This window comes from Paracoccus sp. 22332, from assembly GCF_052045125.1.
Classification (GTDB): domain Bacteria; phylum Pseudomonadota; class Alphaproteobacteria; order Rhodobacterales; family Rhodobacteraceae; genus Paracoccus; species Paracoccus haematequi_A.
Window position 1 is genome coordinate 207,430 of the sequence record NZ_JBQEOI010000005.1, and the last position, 20,721, is coordinate 228,150.

Here is a 20,721-nt window from a genome sequence, read left to right on the forward strand (position 1 = left end):
CCGTGTTCCCTTATGGCGATGATCGCCTAATTTGCCGTAAACGGGCAGGAGTTTCTGGATAAAAGGTTAACGATCCATGACCGACCGCTGCACCTGGTGCGGGACCGACCCGCTGTATGTCGCCTATCACGACACCGAATGGGGCGTGCCCGAACGCGATCCGCGCGCCCTGTGGGAAAAGCTGGTGCTGGACGGCTTCCAGGCGGGGCTGTCCTGGATCACCATCCTGCGCAAGCGTGACGGGTTCCGCGAGGAATTCGACGGCTTCAACCCCGAACGCGTGGCCCGCTGGGACGCGGCGCGAATCGACCGCGCGCTGCAAAACCCCGGCATCGTCCGCCATCGCGGCAAGATCGAGGCGACCGTGAAGGGCGCGCGCCTGTTCCTGGAGATCGAGGGCGATCAGGGATTCGCGCCCTGGCTGTGGTCCTTCGTCGGCGGCCAGCCGATCCAGAACCGCTTCGCCAGCATGGCCGAGGTTCCCGCCGCCACCCCCGAATCGACCGCCATGTCCAAGGCGCTGAAGAAACGCGGCTTCACGTTCTGCGGGCCGGTCATCACCTATGCCTTCATGCAGGCCACCGGCATGGTCAACGACCACATGACCGGCTGCCCGCGCCACGCGGAACTCAGCGCTGCGTCAACTGCCGGATAAGGGTCTTGGCGCCGTCGGCATCCCAATGATCGTCGCCCATCAGGCGGGCGATCTCGTTTCCGTCGCGGTCGATCAGCACGGTGACGGGCAGGCCGACCACGCCCATGTCGCGCGCCAACTGCTGGCGCGGGTCCAGCAGGACGGGCAGGTTGGTCACGCCGGTCTCGGCGAAGAAGTCGTGGATCTTCGGCACCGCGTTGCGGCCCGTGGCGATGGTCACGACCTGGAAATCCTCGCCGCCCAGTTCGGACTGAAGCGCGTCGAGCGCGGGCATTTCCTTGCGGCAGGGCGCGCACCAGGTCGCCCAGAAGTTCACCAGAACGACCTTGCCCTTGTAGTCGGCCAGGGTATGCGTGCCGCCGTCCGGGTCGGTGAATTCGACCGCGCTGACCGGCGGCGCGTCCTGGGTCTGGACCAGCTTCGGCAGCGCCTGCCTGGCCGCGTCCCAGTCCACCGGGCCCGCGAAGGCGGCGTTTGCACCGAAAAGCAGTGCCGTATAAAGCAGGGCGGAACGCAGCATGAAGACCTCCGAGGGACGCGCCAATGACCGACCGGCCGCAACAGGACAGCGCCAACAGCATGTGGGGCGGGCGCTTCGCCGCCGGGCCGGACGCGATCATGGAGGCGATCAACGCCTCGATCGGGTTCGACCGGCGGCTCTACGCCCAGGACATCCGGGGCAGCCGGGCCCATGCCGCGATGCTGGCGGCGCAGGGCATCATCAGCACTAGCGATGCCGAGGCGATCAGGGAAGGGCTGCTCACCGTCTTGTCAGAGATCGAGGCGGGCAAGTTCCCCTTCCGCACCGAACTGGAAGACATTCACATGAATGTCGAGGCGCGCCTGAAAGAGATCATCGGAGAGCCGGCGGGCCGCCTGCACACGGGCCGGTCCAGGAACGACCAGGTGGCGACCGATTTCCGTCTGTGGGTGCGCGACCAGTGCGACGCCGCGATCCAGGCGCTGCGGGCGCTGATCCGCGCTGCTTTGTCGCAGGCCGAGGCCGGGGCGGATTGGGTCATGCCGGGCTTTACCCATCTGCAAACCGCCCAGCCGGTCACCTGGGGCCATCACATGATGGCCTATGTCGAGATGTTCGGCCGCGATCTGTCGCGTTTCCAGGACGCGCGGCGGCGGATGAACGAATCGCCCCTTGGGGCTGCGGCCCTGGCCGGAACCGGCTATCCCATCGACCGCCATGCGACGGCGGCGGCACTGGATTTCGACGCCCCCATGGCCAACAGCCTGGATGCCGTATCGGATCGGGATTTCGCGTTGGAATTCCTGTCGGCATCCTCGATCTGCGCCGTCCACCTGTCGCGGCTGGCCGAGGAACTGGTGATCTGGTCATCCGCCCAGTTCCGCTTCGTGTCGATGTCGGACAAGTGGTCCACCGGATCGTCGATCATGCCGCAAAAGCGCAACCCCGACGCGGCCGAGCTGATCCGCGCCAAGATCGGCCGTATCCTGGGCGCGACGGTGGCGCTGTTCACGGTGATGAAGGGCCTGCCCTTGGCCTATTCCAAGGACATGCAGGAGGACAAGGAGCAGGTCTTCGATGCTGCGGACAGCCTGATGCTGGCCTTGGCCGCGATGACCGGGATGCTGTCCGACCTGTCCGCCAACCGCGAGAAGATGGAGGCCGCCGCGGCCTCGGGCTTTTCCACCGCGACCGATCTGGCTGACTGGCTGGTCCGTGAATTGGGCCTGCCCTTCCGCGACGCGCACCATGTCACCGGGTCGCTGGTCGCCCTGGCGGAACAGCGGGGCTGCGACCTGCCGGACCTGACCCTGGCCGACATGCAGGGGGTCCATGCGGGGATCACCGATAAAGTCTTTGGCGTTTTGGGCGTTCACAACTCGGTCGCGTCGCGGCAAAGCTATGGCGGCACGGCGCCCGGTCGGGTGCGCGCGCAGATCGCTCGCTGGAAGGAGATACTGGCATGAAATGGTTCGCAATCCTGGCGGTGATCGCGGTGGCTGCCTGCGGCGTCGACGGCGCCCCCGAACGCCCTTCCGCTGCGCCGAAGACGGCCCCCAAATCCAACGTCTCGATTTCCGGCCACGCCACCATGGGCGTGATCACGGAGCTGTAGGTGGACCATTTCAACTATCACGCCGGGGAACTGCACGCCGAGGATGTGCCCCTGTCGCGCATCGCCGCAGAAGTGGGCACCCCGGTCTATGTCTATTCGGCGGCGACGCTGACACGGCATTTCGGCCTGTTCCGGCAGGCGCTGGCCTGGACCGATCACCTGGTCTGCTTCGCGGTCAAGGCCAACAGCAATCTGGCGGTCCTCAAGCTGCTGGGCGATCTGGGCGCGGGGATGGATGTCGTCTCGGGCGGCGAATACGCACGCGCCCGCGCGGCGGGGGTGCCTGGCGACCGGATCGTCTTTTCCGGTGTCGGCAAGACCCTGGCCGAGATGCGTCAAGCCATCGAAGGCGGGATCCGCCAGTTCAATGTCGAGAGCGAGCCGGAAATGCGCGCTTTGTCGGCCCTGGCCGCCAGCATGGGCGCGGTGGTGCCGGTCGCCGTCCGCGTGAACCCGGACGTGGACGCGAAAACGCACGAGAAGATCGCCACCGGGAAATCTGAAAACAAGTTCGGCATCCCCATCGCCCGCGCCCGCGAGGTCTATGCCGAGGCGGCAAGCCTGCCCGGTTTGCGGGTCGTCGGCGTCGATGTGCATATCGGCAGCCAGTTGACCGATCTGGACCCCTATCGCGCGGCCTATGCCAAGGTGGCCGACCTGACCCGCGCCTTGCGCGCCGACGGCCATGCGATCACCCGGCTGGATCTGGGCGGCGGCTTGGGCATTCCCTATCGCCGCGACAACAACGCGCCGCCCTTGCCGCTGGAATACGGCCAGGTGATCCGCGAGACGGTGGGCGACCTGGGCTGCGAGATCGAGATCGAGCCGGGCCGCAACATCGTCGGCAACGCGGGCATCCTGCTGTCGCAGGTGATCTATGTGAAACAGGGCGAGGGCCGCGATTTCCTGATCGTGGACGCGGCGATGAACGACCTGGCGCGCCCGGCCATGTATGGCGCGCATCACGATATTGTGCCGGTGATCGAACCCGCGGTCGGCGCGGCGGTGCGGCCCTTCGACGTGGTGGGGCCGGTCTGCGAATCGGGCGACACCTTCCAGAAGGGCGCGGACCTGCCCCGGATGGCGGCGGGCGATCTGGTCGCCTTCCGGTCCGCCGGGGCTTATGGCGCGGTGATGGCCTCGGAATACAATTCCCGGCCGCTGGTGCCCGAGGTTCTGGTGCGGGGCGATCACTTCGCCGTCATCCGGGCGCGACCGACGTTTGAGGAAATGCTGGCGCGGGATAGCATTCCCGCATGGCTTTGACGCGGAACGAGTCGGAACCGTCGCAGCCGGGGGCTGTCTGCCCCCGGACCCCCGAGGATATTTTCGCACAGAAGATGGGACCGGTCGCACGCGCCCTTCGTCTGACCCGCTGGGGGATGGTGTGGGAGCAGGCGGCCCGCGCTTTCTGGCCGCTGGGCACGGTACTGGCCGCTGTATTCGCGGCTTTCGCCCTGGGCGTCGTTGCGGCGGTGCCGGGGCCGGTGCTGCCCTGGCTGGCCGGGGCCGTAGTGCTGATGCTGTTGTGGACCGCGATCCGGGGCGGGATGCGGTTCCGCCGGGTGCGTATGGCCGATGCGGTGGACCGGCTGGACCGGACCCTGCCGGGGCGGCCCTTGGCGGCGCTGTCGGACCGCGCGGCGGTCGGCGGCGAGGGCGCGCTGTGGCAGGCGCATCTGGCGCAGATGCAGGCTCGTGCCGCGCAGGCGCGGGCGGTGCGTCCCGATGCCGGGCTGGCGCGGCGCGATCCCTTTGCGCTGCGGCTGGCCGGGCTGGTGGCCCTGGCCATGGCGATGGTCTTCGGCGGCGCGGCCCAGATGGGGCAGGGGATCCAGGCCCTGGCCGCGACCGTATCCCGGCCGGCGGCGACCAATGCGGTCCCAGCCGGGCCAAGCTGGGAGGGCTGGGCCGAGCCGCCCGCCTATACCCGCCGCCCGACGATCTATCTGAACGTCCTGGCCGAGGGGCAGGTGCTGGAACTGCCCAAGGGCAGCGCCGTGACCTTTCGTCTGTATGGCGGCGGGGTGACGGTGACCCAGGACGTCGGCCCGGCGGTGGGCAAGGATCCGCAGGCGCCCGGTTTCCGGGCCGAGGCGTCGGGCGTGATCGAGGTCGCGGGGCGGCGTTTTGACGTGACCGTGCTGCCCGACAACGCGCCGGTGATCCGCGCCGGGGCCGCGCCGGTGCGCCGCGCGGACGGTCGGTTGGTGCAGGATTTCGAGGCCAGCGACGATCACGGCGTTGCTTCGGGTCAGGCGGTGATCGCGCTGGACCTGCCCGCAGTGGACCGCCGCTTCGGTCTGGCCATCGATCCCGAGCCCCGCCCGGCGGTCGAACTGGTCCTGCCGCTGCCGCGCGGCGACCGCCATCAGGTCAAGGGTCAGTTGACCGAGGATCTGTCGCGCCACCCTTGGGCGAATCTGCCGGTCAGCGTCAGCCTGCGCGCCGTCGACGGGATCGATCAGTGGGGCGAGGCGCAGCCCATGCACACCGTCCTGCCGGGGCGGCGCTTCTTCAATCCCTTGGCCGCCGCGCTGATCGAGATGCGGCGCGACCTGCTGTGGTCGCGCGGCAATGCCGGCCGCAGCGCCGAGATCCTGCGCGCCGTCACCTGGCAGCCCGAAGGGTTCGTCGAACGGCCCCTGTATCTGCAACTGCGCGGCGCCGTGAACCTGCTGGAAGGCCCGGCCCTGAGCGACAAGCTGCGCGACGACCTGGCCGAGGCGCTGTGGCAGGCCGCGATCCAGTTGGAGGATGGCGGGCTGTCGGATGCCTTGGAACGGATGCGCCAGGCACAGCAGAAGCTGTCCGAGGCGATCCGCAACGGCGCCAGTCCCGACGAAATCCAGCGGCTGATGGACGAACTGAAAGAGGCGACGGACGCCTATACCGACATGCTGGCGCAGCAGAACCAGCAGGATCCGTCCGAACGCTTTACCAGGGACCAGCCTAGCCAGCAGATCACCGGCGACCAGATCCAGCAGATGATGGACGAAATCCAGCGCCTGATGAACGAGGGCCGGATGGCCGAGGCGCAGGAATTGCTGGAACAGTTCAACCGCATGATGGAGAACTTGCAGGTCCGCCAGGGCCAGGGCGGCGAGGGTCAGCAGGGCAGCAGCGGCAACCAGCCGATGAACCGGCTGGCCGATACGCTGCGCGAGCAGCAGCGCCTGTCGGACGAGGCGTTCCGCGACATGCAGGAACAGTTCGGCCAGGGCCAGATGGGGCAGCCCTCGCCCGACGCGCAGGGTCTGGCCGACCGGCAGCGGCAGCTGCGCGAGGATCTGGGCCAGCAGCAGGGGCTGTTGCCGGGCCAGGGATCGCCCGGCGGCGACCAGGCGCGGCGGCAGTTGGATGAAGCGGGCCGCGCCATGGAGGATGCCGAACGCGCCTTGCGCGACGGCGATACCGGCGGCGCCTTGCAGCGTCAGGCCGATGCGATCCAGTCGATGCGCGAAGGGATGCGGGCGCTTGGCGACATGATGGCCCAGCAACAGGGCCAGCAGGGGCAGCAAGGCCGGGGCGAGGATGGCCAGCGACCCGGCGGCGGTGATCGCGCCGGGGAAGGACAAAGCTTTGGCCAGCGTCCGACGCTGGATCCCCTGGGCCGTCAGCGCGACGGTAACGGCAATGTCATCGCCGGGGGCGATCCGCTGGCCGAGGGCGTCGATCCGGCCCGCCGTGCGCGCGATCTGCTGGACGAAATCCGCCGCCGCACTGGCCAGCCGGAACGTCCGCAGGACGAACGCGACTACCTGGGACGGCTGCTGGATCGGTTCTGATCAGCGGACCAGCGTGGCCGCGCGATCCTGCAACCACAGCCGCGCCCCGTCCAGGCTGGCCCGAAGCTGCATCAGCCCGTCGCCAATCCCCCCTTGATCGGCCAGCCGGGGCGCCAGCAGATACAGCGCCACTACGCCCCCGGCCAGCATCACCGCCAGCCCGAAGCCCATGCCATAGCCGCCCGGCCTGCGGGCAGGGGCGGGTTCGCTGACCATCGCCGCCGGGGCGTGGACCGGGGCGGGGGTTGGGCGGGCTTCGTTTGGCTGCTCAATGGCGGGCGGCAAAGGATCCGGCAGATCCGGCATGGCGGCTTCGGCGGGTTTGGCGTCGAAATGCCGGGTGATGGTCGTCGCGGGCCATTCGGGATCGGCGGCCGCGCGGGGGACGCCTGGGGCGGCCTCGCCATCCTCGGCCGCGCGGGCGCGGCGTTCGTGTTCGACCTCGCCCCTCAGGATTTCCAGCACGCTGTCGGGCAGGCGGCGGCTCAGCGGAGGCAGATCTGCGGGCGGCTCGGCGGCGGGCAGGGACGGCAGATCGCCCGGATCCTGCCGTGCCGTGCCGTGCCAGATCTTGCCGCAGGCGCTGCACTCGACCTCTCGCCCCTCGGGTGGGATGGCCGTGTCGGGCACGCGGTATTCGGCCGCGCAACCGGGACAGATCAACCGTATTTCCGCCATTCCGACCCCTCGCATTCGCCTTGTGGCTGTTCTATCAAGCGCGGGGCCGGGTTCCAAGCCGGGCACCGAAGGAACAAGGGGGTTGCGCTTGATCGAGATGCGGGATGTCGGCTTCGGCTATCACGGGGGGGCCGAACTGCTGTCGAACATGACGCTGACCTTGCAGCCGGGCATGTTCCATTTCCTGACCGGCCCGTCGGGGTCGGGCAAGACGACGCTGCTGCGGCTGTGCTATGCCGACCTGCTGCCGACCTCGGGGCAGATGACGGCGTTCGGCGACGATGTGCGGCAGTTGACCCGCGACGGCATTTCCGATCTGCGCCGCCGGGTGGGCGTGGTCCATCAGGACACGCAGTTCCTGGATCATCTGCCGGTGGCCGAGAACGTGGCGCTGCCGCTGTCGATCTCGGGCCAGGCGGTGGACATGGCGGCGCTGCGCGACCTGCTGGGCTGGGTGGGCCTGTCCCAGCACGCCCGCGCGATGCCGCCGTCCCTGTCGGGCGGCGAACGCCAGCGCGCGGCCCTGGCCCGTGCGGTGATCCTGTCGCCCGACCTGGTGCTGGCGGACGAACCCACCGGCAACCTGGATTGGGACATGTCGGTCCGGCTGATGCAGCTGCTGATCGAGTTGAACAAGTCGGGCAAGACCGTGCTGGTCGCCACCCATGACCTGAACCTGATCCGCGCGACCAAGGCGCAGGTCGCGGCCCGCGTGCTGCGGATCGCGAACGCAACATTGCAGCTGGCAGGGGCGGATCTGTGAGACGGACGGAATTTCGGGCGCTGAATCTGAGGGCGCTGTGGCAGGGGCTGATGCGCGACGGCGGGTCGGGCGACCGGATCGTGCCGCCGACCGGGTTCACCGCGCAACTGACGCTGTTTTCCGCAGGCGCCATGGCGTTCCTGGCGGTCTTCGCCCTGGCCCTGTCGCTGGCGACGGGGCGGCTGGCCGACCGCTGGGCCGGTGAGCTGGCGGGGTCGGTGACGGTGCGGGTCAGCGCCTCGTCCTCCGAACAGGACGCCCGCACCCAGGCCGCAATGCAGGTTCTGTCCACGACCCCCGGCGCGGGCCAGCCGCGCCTGCTGCCCCCCGATGAGGTCGCCGGGCTGCTGACCCCCTGGTTCGGTCCCGACATGCCGGTCGATGCGCTGCCGGTGCCCGCCCTGATCGACCTGCCCATCGCGGGCGACGATTTCGACGCCGAGGGCCTGCGCCTGCGGCTGGAGGCCGAGGCGCCCGGCGCCGTTCTGGATGATCATACCGAATGGCGCCGCCCCCTGGTGACGGCCGCGAACCGGCTGCGGATGCTGGGCATCGTGTCGTTGCTGCTGATCGCGGCGGCGTCGGCCTCGATGATCACGCTGGCGGCCAAGGCGGCGCTTGCGGCGAACGGGCAGGTGATCCGGGTGCTGCGGCTGATCGGCGCGCGCGACATCACCATCGCCACGGCTTTCGTGCGGCGTTTCACCAAGCGCGCGGCGGTGGGCGCCACGGTCGGCACGCTGTTCGGCATGGCGGGCATCGCCCTGCTGCCCGGCATGGACGCGGCGGGCGGGTTCCTGACCGGGCTTGGCTTCCAGGGCTGGGGCTGGCTGCTGCCGCTGCTGATCCCGGTCGTGGCCGCCGCCGTCGGCTTTCTGGCGACCCGCTGGGCGGCGCTGAAGATGCTGGGAGCGGTTCGATGAGCCAGCCGGCAGAAGGCGGACGGGCGCAATCGCCCGTGCCCGGCCCGCTGACGCCGTGGCAATATGCGCAGAACGCGCTCTATTATCTGCATGTCGCGCTTGCGACCATTGTGATCGGGCTGCTGGGCCTGCCCGCGCTGTTGCGCGACGGCCGGGCCGGCGCGAACCGCGTGGCGACCCGCTGGATCGGATACATGCTGTGGGCCGCGCGTCTGCATCTGGGCCTGACCTGCGAGATTCGCGGCACCCCTCCGGTCGACGACTGCATCATCGCCGCCAAGCACCAGTGCTTTCTGGACATCCTGGTGATCGCCCATGCCGCCCCCCGCCGCGCCTTCATCATGAAGCGCGAGGTCAAGCACATCCCGATCATGGGCTGGTATGCCTGGAAGGTCGGCTGCATCCCCATCGACCGCGCGCGCGGCCGCGACGCCATGCGCGCCATCTCGGCCGAGATCAACCGGCGGATCGCGGGCGAGGGGCTGGGCCAGCTGATCATCTATCCCGAGGGCACCCGCACCCGGCCGGGCGAACGCCGCCCCTACAAGCACGGCGTCAGCACGATCCGCGCGGGCACCGGCCTGCCGGTGGTGCCGGTCGCGGTGAATACCGGCCTGTTCTGGCCCCGCAAGGGCTGGGGCATCCGCCCCGGCCGCGCCGTGGTCGAGTTCCTGCCGGTCATCCCGGCCGAGGTTCCGGCCGAAGGCTTCATTCCCCGGCTGGAGGCCGAGGTAGAGACTCATTCAGACCGGCTGATGGCCGAGGCGGGGTTTACGCATGAACTGGCTGGAACCGGGCGATCTTGAAACGATCTATGGCACACCCGGCGCGACATCGCTGCGCAAGGTGGCCGACCGGCTGACCCCGGACTACGCCGCCTTCATCGCCCGGTCGCGGTTCTGCGTGCTGACAACCGTCGGACCCGAGGGCACCGACGGCAGCCCGCGCGGCGATGACGGCCCTGTTGTCCGCGCCCTGGACGACCGGCATCTGGCGCTGCCCGACTGGCGCGGCAACGACCGCATCGATTCGCTGCGCAACATCCTGCGCGACGGCCGCGTCAGCCTGATGTTCCTCGTGCGTGGATCGGGCAATGCGATCCGCGTGAACGGCCATGCCCGCGTCACGGACGACGACGCCCTGCGCGACAGCCTGTCCCATCAGGGCAGGCTGCCCCGCACCGTCATCGTCGTGCGGATCGCCGAGGTTTATTTCCAATGCGCCCGCGCGGTGATCCGCGCCGGGCTGTGGTCGGGCATCGACGACAGCCGGGGCTTGCCCACGCCCGGACAGATCCTGGCCAACATGACCGAAGGGGCTGTCGGCGGTGCGGCCTATGACGCCGAATGGCCGGGGCGGGCCGCCGCGACCCTGTGGTGACGGGCGTCAGGCCAGGCTTTTCGATCCCATGTCCAGGAATTTCTGCCGCCTGTCCTTGATCAGCTCGGCGGGCTTCTTGCCCTTGAGTTCGGCCAGCATCGCGGCGATTTCCTGGCCCACCGCCGCGATGGCCGCGCCGGGGTCGCGCTGCGCGCCGCCCACGGGTTCGGGGATGATACGGTCTATCACGTCCAGTTTTTTCAGATCCTGGGCGGTCAGGCGCAGCGCCTCGGCCGCCTCGCGCATCCGTTCGGCGTCCTTCCACAGGATCGAGGCGCAGCCCTCGGGCGAGATCACCGAATAAATCGAATGTTCCAGCATGGCGATGCGGTTTGCGGTCGCGAAGGCCACGGCGCCGCCTGATCCGCCCTCGCCGATGATGACGGAAACCAGCGGCACCCCGATCTCCAGGCATTTCTGGGTGCAGCGGGCGATGGCCTCGGATTGCCCGCGTTCCTCGGCGCCCTTGCCGGGATAGGCGCCGGGCGTATCGACCAGCGTGATAACCGGCAGCTTGAAGCGATGCGCCAGATCCATCAGCCGGATCGCCTTGCGGTATCCCTCGGGGCGGGCCATGCCGAAATTGTGCTGGATGCGGGTCTTGGTGTCGTTGCCCTTTTCGTGTCCGATCACCACGCAGGGCGCGTCGTCGAAGCGCGCCAGGCCGCCCATCACCGCATGGTCGTCGCCGAAGGCCCGATCGCCCGCCAGGGGCGTGTATTCGGTGAACAGCGCCTCGATATAGTCGCGGCAATGCGGGCGGTCGGGATGGCGGGCCACCTGGGTCTTGCGCCAGGGGTCGAGCGATTTGTAGAGATCGCGCAGCAGGTCGCCGGATTTCTTGTCCAGCGCCGCCGCCTCTTTTTCCACATCCACGGTGTTTTCGGATTTGCGGGCCAGGGCGCGAAGCTCCTCGGCCTTGCCTTCGATGTCGGCAAGCGGCTTTTCGAAATCCAGATAGACCATGCGCAGGGTGCCTTCGGGCTGTTCGGGTTTGCGGCCCCTATATGATCGCGTGGACGCAGGATTGCAACGCGGTGCCGGGGGTTTCACACCCCCGGACCCCCGTGGGATATTTGGGCAAAGGTGAACAGGCTAGGGCAGGATTTCCACCGTCGTGCCGATCCGGGCCGCGGCATAGAGTTCGCGGATCTCGGCATCGGATACCGCGATGCAGCCCACCGTCCAGTCGCCGGGCAGGGTTTCGCCGTCGGTGCGTTCGTTGGGTTGGCCGTGGATGAAGATGTCGCCGCCGGGATCGACCCCGGCTGCCATCGCCCGCGCACGATCCTGCGGGCGCGGGTAATCCAGGCCCAGCGACAGGTGATAGGCGCTGCCGGGGTTCACTCGATTGATGGTGAAGCGGCCTTCGGGCGTGCGGCCATCGCCCTGCCGCACCTTGTCGCCATTGGGCGCAAAGCCAAGCGCGATGCGATAGGTCTTCAGCGGCTGGCCGTCGCGGAAGGCCGTCATGTGGCGGGCGGATTTCCGGATCTCGATGTGATCGACCGGGCCGATCAGCGGCCCCGCCAGCGGCGGAACGGGCGGGACAGGTGCGGGGCGGGGCGCCAGCATCAGCCAGGCCGCCGCCAGCAGAATGAGCAGCGTCAGGGCCGAGAACAGGCGCGCGAGCAGTCTCATTGCAGGTCGGCGAAGGCCTGTTGCAGGCGTTCGATCGCCTGGGCCACCCGAGCGCGGGGGGTGGCGATGTTGAAACGCAGGAAGGATTCGCCGCCGGTGCCGAAGGTCGCGCCGTGGTTGGCGGCGATTCGGGCGGTCTTTTCCACGCGGGCGGTGAATTCGGCAGGCTCCATCCCGGTGTCCGCGAAATCGACCCAGGACAGATAGGTTGCCTGCAAGGGCATCGACCGCAGGCCGGGGATCGCGGCGATGCCATCGTCGAACAGCCGCCGGTTGCCGTCGAGGTAATCGACAAGCGCATCGACCCAGGCCGCGCCTTCGGGCGAATAGGCGGCGGCCACCATGTCCATGCCGAACAGGCCGGGCGAGATGCCGCGCGCCATCAGCGCCCCCCTGAAGCGGTCGCGCAGCGCCGGGTCGGCAATGATGGCGTTGCCGATATGGGCGCCCGCGATGTTGAAGGTCTTGGTGGCGGCGGTCAGCGTCACCAGCCGGTCGGCGATGTCGGGGCAGGCGGTCGCGGTGACGGTGTGGCGGTGGCCGGGCATCACCAGGTCGCAATGGATTTCGTCGGAAACCAGGATCAGGTCGTGGCGGATGCAGAAATCCCCGGCCTCGCGCAGTTCCTGCGCCGTCCAGACACGCCCGCCGGGATTGTGGGGCGAACACAGGATCACCATCCTTTCCCGGCCGGTCAAGCCGGCTTCCCACGCGGGCCAGTCCATGCGGTAGAGCCCGTCCTGCCGGGCCAGCGGCAGTTCGACCAGCTGCCGCCCCGATGCCCGGATCACGCGAGCGAAGGCGTGATAGACCGGCGACATCACGATCACCCCGTCGCCCGGCCGGGTATAGGCGTCCAGCGCCATCGCCACCCCGTTGACCAGCCCCGCGCAGGTCAGGATCCAGTCGGTGTCGACCCGCCAGCCGTGGCGCTGTTCCATCCACCAGCGGATCGCCTCCAGATAGGCGGGATTGGCGCCGGGATAGCCGTAGATCCCATGGGCGGCCACCTGTTCCACCGCACGCTGGACGGCGGCGGGCGGGCGGAAATCCATGTCCGCCACCCACATCGCCAAGCCACCATCGTCCGGCGACACGCCATAGGACGCCTGCATGTCGTCCCATTTGGAACATCCGGTGCCCACGCGGTCGATGATTTCGTCGAAGTCGGGATTGCTCATGCTTCTGCCTGCCGCTGTTTTCCCCTGCATACGCCGCTTGTTGCTTATGGTGAAGCCTTGCCCTAAATCGCAGGGCATGAGCAGCCTGCGCCCCATCCTGATCCATCCCGATCCGCGTCTGAAAAAGGTCTGCGAACCCGTGGCCCGCATCACGCCCGAGATCGAGACGCTGGCCGCCGACATGCTGGCGACGATGTATGACGCACCGGGCGTGGGGCTGGCCGCGCCGCAGGTGGGGGTGCTGTCGCGCGTTTTCGTGATGGACGCGACCCGCGACCCCGAGGCCGAGCGCCGCCCGATGGTGCTGGTCAATCCCGAGATCACCTGGACCTCGGAAGAGCCGAACACTTATGAGGAAGGCTGCCTGTCCATTCCCAACCAATATGCCGACGTGACCCGCCCCAGGCAGGTCGGGCTGCGGTGGCTGGGGCTGGACGGCAAGACCCATGAGCAGGAATTCGACGGGCTGTGGGCGACCTGCGCCCAGCACGAACTGGACCACCTGGACGGCATCCTGTTCATCGACCACCTCTCGGCCATCAAGCGGCAGATGATCACCCGCAGGATGGTCAAGCTGAAGCGGGAAAAGGGCCGTGCCTGACACCGGGCCATCGATCCCCGGACCATTCCTGCCCGTCGCCGAGGGCGATACCGGGGGCGGGCGCGTCCTGCCCATCGTCCTGTATCCCGATCCGGTCCTGCTGAAGCGTTGCGCACCCGCCGGGGATCTGACCCATGCCGAGGCGCGGCAGCTGGTCCGCGACCTGCTGGCGACGATGTATGCCGCTGGCGGGCGGGGGCTGGCCGCGCCGCAACTGGGCGTCCTGCGCCGGATCTTTGTCATGGATGCCGGATGGAAGGACGGCGCGCCGGTCCCCCTGGCGTTGCTGGACCCCGAGATCGTGGCCCGCTCGGACGCGAGGGAGGAGGCGGTGGAACGCTGCCTGTCGATCCCCGACCGGCCGGTGCCCGTCAGCCGCCCCGTCGCGGTCGAGGTCGGCTGGTACGATCTGGACGGCGCGCATCATCGCCGGTTGCTGACCGGGGCCGAGGCGCGCATCGCCCAGCACGAGGCCGACCATCTGGATGGCCGCCTGATCCTGGATGTCCTGGAATGACCGTTCGCGCCTTCCTGCCCTATCACGACCGCCGCCTGCATGTCCCGGCCGAGCGGGTCGAGGCCGTGACCGAGACCGTCCGCATGATCTGGGACGACATGGTGGACACGATGGAGGCGATGCCGGGCGTGGGTCTGGCCGCGCCGCAGATCGGCATCATGCTGCGCCTGGCGGTGGTGGACGCATCCGACAAACGCGGTCAGGCGGTGCGGATGGCGAACCCCGAGATCCTGCATGCCAGCGTCCAGTTCCGCAGCCATGACGAGGCCAGCCCGAACCTGCCCGGCGTCTCGGCCCCTGTCAGCCGCCCGCGCGCGGTGACGGTGCGGTTCCTGAACGACGCCGGAGAGGTCGAAGACCGCGATTTCGTGGGCCTGTGGGCGACCAGCGTTCAGCATCAGATCGATCATCTGGACGGGCGGATGTATGTCGATCACCTGTCGCCCTTGCGCCGCAAGATGCTGGTTGCGAAATCGGGCAAGCTGGCGCGGCGGTGACAAGGCCGGGGGCGCTTCGCCCCCGGACCCCCCGAGGATATTTGGACACAGAAGATGAGGGCAGGATGCGCGTGATCTTCATGGGGACGCCGGATTTTTCGCTGCCGGCATTGCGGGCGATCGCCGCGCGCCATGAACTGGCGGCGGTCTATTCCCAGCCGCCGCGCGCGGCGGGGCGGGGGCAGAGGCCACGCCCTTCGGCGGTTCAGGCGGCGGCGGAAGAATTGGGGATCAAGGTGCGGACGCCGTTGCGGCTGCGGGATGCGGACGAACAGGCGGCCTTTTCGGCCTTGGGCGCGGATGTGGCGGTGGTGGCGGCCTATGGGCTGATCCTGCCGCAGCCGGTGCTGGAGGCGCCCCGGTTCGGCTGCCTGAACATCCACGCCTCGCTGCTGCCGCGATGGCGGGGGGCGGCGCCGATCCACCGGGCGGTGATGGCGGGCGACGCGGAAACCGGCGTCGCCATCATGCAGATGGAGGCCGGGCTGGATACCGGCCCGGTGCTGGCCGAGGCGCGCACGGCGATCGGGGCCGAGGAGACCACCGCCGATCTGCACGACCGGCTGGCGGCGATGGGGGCGGGCCTGATCGTCGATGTGCTGGACCGGCTGCCCCTGCCCGCCGTGCCTCAGCCCGAAAAGGGCGTGACCTATGCCGCCAAGATCGACAAGGCCGAGGCGCGGGTCGACTGGACGCGTCCCGCCGCCGAGGTGGACCGCCTGATCCGGGGATTGTCGCCCTTTCCCGGCGCCTGGTGCGAGATCGGCGGCGAGCGGGTGAAGCTGTTGCGCAGCCGCATGGCTGCGGGGCAGGGGAGGCCGGGGCAGGTGCTGGACGGATTCACCGTCGCCTGCGGCAGCGGCGCGGTCGAGGTGCTGGAAGCGCAACGGTCGGGGAAGAAGCCGATGGCGGCAGGGGAGTTGCTGCACGGCTGGGGGCTTCCCGCGCAGCTTGATTAGGGCCGTCGCGGCGCGTCAGATCGCGCCGTGGCAGTGCTTGAACTTCTTGCCGGAACCGCAGGGGCAAGGGTCGTTGCGCGACGGGTTGCCCCAAGTGGCGGGGTTCTGTTCGTCGAAGCCCTGGACCAGCGGGGCGGGTTTGTCCGCGTCGTCCTGGGACTGCCGCTCGGCACCGTGTTCCATCGTCAGGTGTTCCTGCGCGGCCTGCTGCTGCTGGGCCATCTGGCGCAGCATCTCCTCGCGCTCGGCATCGGTCAGGGGACGGATCTGCGCCAAGCGCTGCGTCACGTCGAAGCGCAGGCTGTCCAGCATCGTCTCGAACAGCTGGAAGGCCTCGGTCTTGTATTCGGACAGGGGATCGCGCTGCGCATAGCCGCGGAAGCCCACGACCGACCGCAGATGTTCCAGCGTCAGCAGGTGGTCGCGCCATTTCTGGTCGATCATCTGCAACAGAACCTGCTTTTCGATGTTGCGCATGTTTTCGGCGCCGAAGGCCGCCGCCTTGTCGGCCTGATAGGTGTCGGTCGCCTGTTCGATGCGTTCGCGGATGGCGTCCTGGTCCACGCCTTCCTCGGCCGCCCAGTCGGCGACGGGCAGATTCATGTTCAGGCGTTCGCGGATCGCGGTCTTCAGCCCGTCCAGATCCCATTGTTCGGGATAGGATTTCGGCGGCATGAATTCGTCCACCAGATCGTCGATCACCTGATGGCGCATGTCGGCGGCGATCTCTCCGACCTCGGTGCTGTCCATGATCTCTCGCCGCTGGCTGAAGATCGCCTTGCGCTGATCGTTCATCACGTCGTCGAATTTCAGCAATTGCTTGCGGATGTCGAAGTTGCGGCCTTCCACCTTGGCCTGGGCGCGTTCCAGCGACTTGTTGACCCAGGGGTGGATGATCGCCTCGCCTTCCTTCATGCCCAGCGTGGACAGCACCTTGTCCAGCCGTTCGGACCCGAAGATCCGCATCAGGTCGTCGTCCAGCGACAGGAAGAACAGCGACCGGCCCGGATCGCCCTGGCGGCCGGACCGGCCGCGCAACTGGTTGTCGATCCGGCGGGATTCGTGGCGTTCGGTGCCCAGCACGAACAGCCCGCCCGAGGCCAGCACCTTTTCCTTGTCGGCGGCGTGTTCGGCCTCGATCCGGGCGCGCAGGTCGTCGGGGTTCGCCTCGGGGTCCGCCTTCAGCGCTTCCATCACCTTCATTTCGACATTGCCGCCCAACTGGATGTCGGTGCCGCGCCCGGCCATGTTGGTGGCGATGGTCACGGCGCCGGGCTTGCCCGCGTCGGCGACGATCTGGGCCTCGGCCTCGTGCTGGCGGGCGTTCAGGACGTTGTGGGGGATGCCCGCCTTCTTCAGCATCTCGGACAGCATTTCCGATTTCTCAATGCTGGTGGTGCCGACCAGGGTCGGCTGTCCCTTGGCATGGGCTTCCTTGATGGCCTCGATCACGGCGGCGTATTTCTCGGCCGCGGTGCGGTAGACGCGGTCATGTTCGTCGACCCGCGCGATGCCGCGATTGGTCGGAACCTCGACCACGCCCAGCTTGTAGATTTCGGCGAATTCCTCGGCTTCGGTGGCGGCCGTGCCGGTCATGCCCGCCAGCTTGCCGTAGAGCCGGAAATAGTTCTGGAAGGTGACGCTGGCCAGGGTCACGTTCTCGGGCTGGATTTCGACGCCTTCCTTGGCCTCGATGGCCTGGTGCAGCCCGTCGGACAGGCGGCGGCCCTTCATCATCCGGCCGGTGAATTCGTCGATCAGCATCACCTCGCCGTCGCGGACCATGTAGTGCTGGTCCTTGTTGAACAGCTTCCAGGCGCGCAGGGCCTGGTTCGCGTGGTGGACGATGGTGGTCGATTCCGGGTCATAGAGCGTCTGCCCCTCGGGCAGGATGCCGTCGGCTTGCAGCCGGCGCTCCAGGAATTCGTTGCCTTCCTCGGTAAAGGTGGCGTTGCGGGTCTTTTCGTCCAGCTTGTAATGTTCTTCCGTCAGCAGCGGGATATACTGGTTCAGCGTCACATACAGTTCGCTGCGGTCCTGGCTGGGGCCGGAAATGATCAGCGGCGTGCGCGCCTCGTCGATCAGGATGCTGTCCACCTCGTCCACGATGGCGAAGTTGTGGCCGCGCTGGACCATTTCCTCGACACTGCCCTTCATGTTGTCGCGCAGATAGTCGAAGCCCAGCTCGTTGTTGGTGGCATAGGTCACGTCGGCGGCATAGGCGGCGCGCTTTTCGGGTTCCGCCTGGAACGGATAGACCACGCCGGTGGTCATGCCCAACTGCCGGAACACCTTGCCCATCCAGTCGGCGTCGCGTTTCGCCAGATAGTCGTTGACCGTGACGATATGGACGCCCTTGCCGGTCAGCGCGTTCAGATAGGCCGGGAAGGTGGCGACCAGGGTCTTGCCCTCGCCGGTCTTCATCTCGGCAATATTGCCTTGGTGCAGGAAGATGCCGCCCATCAGCTGCGTGTCGAAGGCCCGCAGGCCCAGGGCGCGGCGCGCGCCCTCGCGGCAGTTGGCGAAGGCTTCGGGCAGGATGTCGTCCAGGCTTTCGCCCGATGCCACGCGGCCCTGGAACTCGCGGGTCTTGTCGATCAGCTGTTCGTCGCTCAGCGACCGGAACTGATCCTCCAGCGCATTGATCCGGGCCACCAGCCCGCGCGTTCCCTTGACCTTGCGGTCGTTGGGGCTTCCAAAGACCTTCTTCGCCAGATTTCCGATGCCGAGCATGTTACCTTCGCAATCACGTTGTTGGGAAAGGCGCTCGCGGCCGGGCCTACTTGCCGCGACCTGCCGCATTGCCGTATCAGGGGCCTGAACGAAAGCGGCGGCGGCGCCTTCCACGGAGTTGGACCGGGATCTATGCCTCGCCTGCCCCACTGTCAACGCTGGCCCGGATCTGCGGGCGGAACAAGCGAAGGGATCCCCATGCTGAAGACCTCGATTCTGGCCGCGCTTCTGGCCACGGCGCTGCCGATTGCGGCCATGGCGCAGGACAAGGGCGCAGATACGGTCGTGGCCACCGTCGACGGCACGCCCATCACCCTGGGCGAGATGATCGTGATGAAAGAGGCCGCCAGCCAGGATCCGCAGATGGCCGAACTGGGCGACGGCGCGCTGTACGAGATGATGCTGGACCAGCTGATCCAGCAGACCGCCGTGGCCGCCGCGGGCAAGGAAAGCGCGGGCGTTCGCGCCCAGCTGGAAATCCAGCGGCGCAACACCCTGGCCGCCTCTGCCATTGCCGAGGTGGCGAAGGCCCAGCCCACTGATCAGGAAATCCAGGCCGCCTATGACGGGCTGTTCGCCCAGGCCGAGCCGGTGACCGAATATTCCGCCGCCCATATCCTGGTCGATTCCGAGGAAAAGGCGCGCGAGATCAAGGCGGAACTGGATGGCGGCGCCGATTTCGGGACGCTGGCCGAACAACGCTCGACCGGGCCCAGCGGACCGAACAAGGGCGACCTGGGCTGGTTTGCCGCCGACCAGATGGTCAAGCCCTTTGCCGATGCGGTGGCCGGAATGGACAAGGGCCAGATCTCGGATCCCGTGCAGACCGAATTCGGCTGGCATGTCATCAAGCTGAACGACACGCGCCTGCGCGATGTCCCGCCGCTGGACCAGGTGCGCGACCAGATCAGCCAGATGGTGCTGCGCGACAAGGTGCAGGCGGAAATCCAGCGCCTGACCGCCGCCGCCACCGTCGAGAAGACCGAGGGCATCGACCCCGCCTGGCTGTCCAAGACCGACCTGCTGGAGGCCGAGTGATGGGCAAGGCCGGGCTTCCCGTATCGCCGCTGGCGCCCGCGCGCTTTCCCGACCTGCCGGTGATCGCGGGCGTCGAATTCGCCAGCGGTGCGGCGGGCGTGAAATACCAGGGCCGCACCGACGTGACGCTGATCCGCATCGCGCCGGGTTCGACGGTCGCGGGGGCGTTCACCAAGTCGTCAACCCGCGCGGCCTGCGTGCTGGACAACCAGGCCAAGCTGGCGCAGGGCGGCGATGCGCCCGAAGGTGCGGCGATCATCGTCAATTCCGGCAATGCCAACGCCTTTACCGGCGTGCGCGGCCAGGAATCGGTCGATGCGGTGACCGGCGCCGTCGCCCAGGCCACCGGCGTCCCGGCGGCACGGGTGTTTTCCTCCTCGACCGGAGTGATCGGGGAACCGCTGCCCCATGGCCGGATCATCGCCATCATCGGCGATCTGGCGGCTTCGCTGGATGCAGGCGGCATCGCAGATGCGGCGCGCGCGATCATGACCACCGACACCTTCCCCAAGGGCGCCTCGGCGGTAATCGAAGGCGAGGGCGGTCCGATCCGCATCGCCGGGATCGCCAAGGGGTCGGGGATGATCGCGCCGGACATGGCGACGATGCTGGTCTATGTCTTCACCGACGCCGCCATCGCCGCGCCGCAGTTGCAGCAGGCGCTGTCCTCGGGGCTGGACACGACCTTCAACGCGATCACGGTGGACAGCGACACCTCGACATCCGATGCGCTGATCCTGGCCGCGACCGGACGCAGCGACGCGACTCCGATCACCACGCTGGACAGCGGCGTCGGCGCGGCTTTCGTCACGGCCCTGCACGGCGTGATGCGAGAGCTGGCGCAGCTTGTCGTCCGCGACGGCGAGGGCGCGACCAAATTCGTCGAGATCCGGGTGACGGGCGCGGCTTCGGATGCGGACGCCCACAAGGTCGCCATGGCCATCGCCAATTCGCCGCTGGTCAAGACCGCCATCGCCGGCGAGGACGCGAACTGGGGCCGGATCGTCGCCGCCGTCGGCAAGTCCGGGGCGCAGGCCGACCGCGACCGGCTGACCATCCGCTTCGGCGACATGATCCTGGCCCAGGACGGCTGGCGTTCGCCCGACTATGACGAAGCCGCGGCCAGCGCCTATATGAAGAACCAGGATCTGGTGATCGCGGTGGATCTGGGGCTGGGGCAGGGGGCGCGGACCGTCTGGACCTGCGACCTGACCCATGGCTACATCGACATCAACGCCGATTATCGGTCGTGAAAGCCGTGTCGGAGATGC

At 68.2% G+C, this 20,721-nt stretch carries 21 protein-coding genes; 15 read left to right on the forward strand and 6 right to left on the reverse strand.

The window, feature by feature from the left end; genetic code table 11:
- Window positions 1–76: 76 nt before the first annotated feature.
- Window positions 77–655, forward strand: coding sequence for a DNA-3-methyladenine glycosylase I (locus ACTJI6_RS08245; RefSeq protein ID WP_440799536.1), 579 nt, complete (start codon window positions 77–79; stop codon window positions 653–655).
- On the opposite strand, the gene ACTJI6_RS08250 is transcribed toward ACTJI6_RS08245, so the two are convergent.
- Entirely contained in the window at window positions 630–1,175 is a 546-nt protein-coding gene (locus ACTJI6_RS08250; protein WP_440799539.1) for a TlpA disulfide reductase family protein, read from the reverse strand. The genes ACTJI6_RS08245 and ACTJI6_RS08250 overlap by 26 nt on opposite strands.
- A gap of 23 nt (window positions 1,176–1,198) precedes the next feature.
- Between ACTJI6_RS08250 and argH the strand changes: the two genes are divergently transcribed.
- The 4 genes from argH (at window position 1,199) to ACTJI6_RS08270 (ending at window position 6,539) form a co-directional block, all read left to right on the forward strand.
- Window positions 1,199–2,602 (forward strand): argininosuccinate lyase, encoded by a 1,404-nt coding sequence (gene argH / locus ACTJI6_RS08255; protein ID WP_126152845.1) that lies wholly within the window; start codon window positions 1,199–1,201, stop codon window positions 2,600–2,602.
- Window positions 2,599–2,751: a hypothetical protein gene (locus tag ACTJI6_RS08260; RefSeq protein WP_164555105.1), complete on the forward strand. Its 153-nt coding sequence runs from the start codon at window positions 2,599–2,601 to the stop codon at window positions 2,749–2,751. Before argH ends, ACTJI6_RS08260 begins: the two co-directional genes overlap by 4 nt.
- Complete coding sequence (lysA, locus tag ACTJI6_RS08265; protein WP_440799543.1) at window positions 2,752–4,017, forward strand: diaminopimelate decarboxylase; 1,266 nt, start codon at window positions 2,752–2,754, stop codon at window positions 4,015–4,017. It begins immediately after the preceding gene.
- A 74-nt stretch (window positions 4,018–4,091) separates the two neighbouring features.
- A complete protein-coding gene (locus tag ACTJI6_RS08270) occupies window positions 4,092–6,539 on the forward strand; it encodes a DUF4175 domain-containing protein (RefSeq protein WP_440799546.1) in 2,448 nt (815 codons plus the stop codon).
- Here ACTJI6_RS08270 and ACTJI6_RS08275 read toward each other — a convergent pair whose 3' ends face one another.
- Window positions 6,540–7,217 (reverse strand): zinc-ribbon domain-containing protein, encoded by a 678-nt coding sequence (locus ACTJI6_RS08275; RefSeq protein WP_440799549.1) that lies wholly within the window; start codon window positions 7,215–7,217, stop codon window positions 6,540–6,542.
- An 88-nt stretch (window positions 7,218–7,305) separates the two neighbouring features.
- Between ACTJI6_RS08275 and ACTJI6_RS08280 the strand changes: the two genes are divergently transcribed.
- Genes ACTJI6_RS08280 through ACTJI6_RS08295 form a run of 4 tightly spaced genes read left to right on the forward strand, consistent with a single transcriptional unit; the run spans window position 7,306 to window position 10,283 of the window.
- A complete protein-coding gene (locus tag ACTJI6_RS08280) occupies window positions 7,306–7,980 on the forward strand; it encodes a cell division ATP-binding protein FtsE (protein ID WP_440799552.1) in 675 nt (224 codons plus the stop codon).
- Window positions 7,981–8,030: 50 nt separating this feature from the next.
- Window positions 8,031–8,903, forward strand: a complete 873-nt coding sequence (locus tag ACTJI6_RS08285; protein WP_440799798.1) for a cell division protein FtsX — start codon at window positions 8,031–8,033, stop codon at window positions 8,901–8,903.
- The gene (locus tag ACTJI6_RS08290) at window positions 8,900–9,709 is read left to right on the forward strand and encodes a lysophospholipid acyltransferase family protein (RefSeq protein WP_440799555.1); all 810 of its coding nucleotides are present in this window, start codon (window positions 8,900–8,902) and stop codon (window positions 9,707–9,709) included. Before ACTJI6_RS08285 ends, ACTJI6_RS08290 begins: the two co-directional genes overlap by 4 nt.
- Window positions 9,681–10,283, forward strand: a complete 603-nt coding sequence (locus tag ACTJI6_RS08295; protein WP_440799558.1) for a pyridoxamine 5'-phosphate oxidase family protein — start codon at window positions 9,681–9,683, stop codon at window positions 10,281–10,283. The genes ACTJI6_RS08290 and ACTJI6_RS08295 overlap by 29 nt, the downstream gene beginning before the upstream one ends.
- A 6-nt stretch (window positions 10,284–10,289) precedes the next feature.
- Here the strand turns inward: ACTJI6_RS08295 and ACTJI6_RS08300 are convergent, their stop codons facing one another.
- The 3 genes from ACTJI6_RS08300 to ACTJI6_RS08310 form a co-directional block, all read right to left on the reverse strand.
- A complete protein-coding gene (locus ACTJI6_RS08300; RefSeq protein WP_126152851.1) occupies window positions 10,290–11,249 on the reverse strand; it encodes an acetyl-CoA carboxylase carboxyltransferase subunit alpha in 960 nt (319 codons plus the stop codon).
- Between the two features lie 129 nt (window positions 11,250–11,378).
- Window positions 11,379–11,924, reverse strand: coding sequence for a L,D-transpeptidase family protein (locus tag ACTJI6_RS08305; protein WP_440799562.1), 546 nt, complete (start codon window positions 11,922–11,924; stop codon window positions 11,379–11,381).
- The gene (locus ACTJI6_RS08310) at window positions 11,921–13,105 is read right to left on the reverse strand and encodes a MalY/PatB family protein (RefSeq protein ID WP_440799565.1); all 1,185 of its coding nucleotides are present in this window, start codon (window positions 13,103–13,105) and stop codon (window positions 11,921–11,923) included. Before ACTJI6_RS08310 ends, ACTJI6_RS08305 begins: the two co-directional genes overlap by 4 nt.
- A 76-nt stretch (window positions 13,106–13,181) precedes the next feature.
- On the opposite strand from ACTJI6_RS08310, the gene def (ACTJI6_RS08315) reads away from it, so the two are divergent.
- The 4 genes from def (ACTJI6_RS08315) to fmt all read left to right on the forward strand — a co-directional run bounded on the left by def (ACTJI6_RS08315) (window position 13,182) and on the right by fmt (window position 15,679).
- A complete protein-coding gene (gene def / locus ACTJI6_RS08315) occupies window positions 13,182–13,706 on the forward strand; it encodes a peptide deformylase (protein WP_440799568.1) in 525 nt (174 codons plus the stop codon).
- Window positions 13,699–14,223, forward strand: coding sequence for a peptide deformylase (locus ACTJI6_RS08320; RefSeq protein ID WP_440799571.1), 525 nt, complete (start codon window positions 13,699–13,701; stop codon window positions 14,221–14,223). Before def (ACTJI6_RS08315) ends, ACTJI6_RS08320 begins: the two co-directional genes overlap by 8 nt.
- A complete protein-coding gene (gene def, locus ACTJI6_RS08325) occupies window positions 14,220–14,720 on the forward strand; it encodes a peptide deformylase (protein ID WP_440799574.1) in 501 nt (166 codons plus the stop codon). The genes ACTJI6_RS08320 and def (ACTJI6_RS08325) overlap by 4 nt, the downstream gene beginning before the upstream one ends.
- A gap of 65 nt (window positions 14,721–14,785) precedes the next feature.
- Window positions 14,786–15,679: a methionyl-tRNA formyltransferase gene (fmt, locus tag ACTJI6_RS08330; protein ID WP_440799577.1), complete on the forward strand. Its 894-nt coding sequence runs from the start codon at window positions 14,786–14,788 to the stop codon at window positions 15,677–15,679.
- A gap of 15 nt (window positions 15,680–15,694) precedes the next feature.
- Here the strand turns inward: fmt and secA are convergent, their stop codons facing one another.
- Window positions 15,695–18,412, reverse strand: coding sequence for a preprotein translocase subunit SecA (gene secA, locus ACTJI6_RS08335; RefSeq protein WP_126152857.1), 2,718 nt, complete (start codon window positions 18,410–18,412; stop codon window positions 15,695–15,697).
- Window positions 18,413–18,610: 198 nt separating this feature from the next.
- Here secA and ACTJI6_RS08340 point away from each other — a divergent pair, with 198 nt between their 5' ends.
- Window positions 18,611–19,450, forward strand: a complete 840-nt coding sequence (locus ACTJI6_RS08340; RefSeq protein ID WP_440799581.1) for a peptidylprolyl isomerase — start codon at window positions 18,611–18,613, stop codon at window positions 19,448–19,450.
- A complete protein-coding gene (gene argJ / locus ACTJI6_RS08345) occupies window positions 19,450–20,703 on the forward strand; it encodes a bifunctional glutamate N-acetyltransferase/amino-acid acetyltransferase ArgJ (RefSeq protein ID WP_440799801.1) in 1,254 nt (417 codons plus the stop codon). The genes ACTJI6_RS08340 and argJ overlap by 1 nt, the downstream gene beginning before the upstream one ends.
- Window positions 20,704–20,721 lie beyond the last annotated feature (18 nt).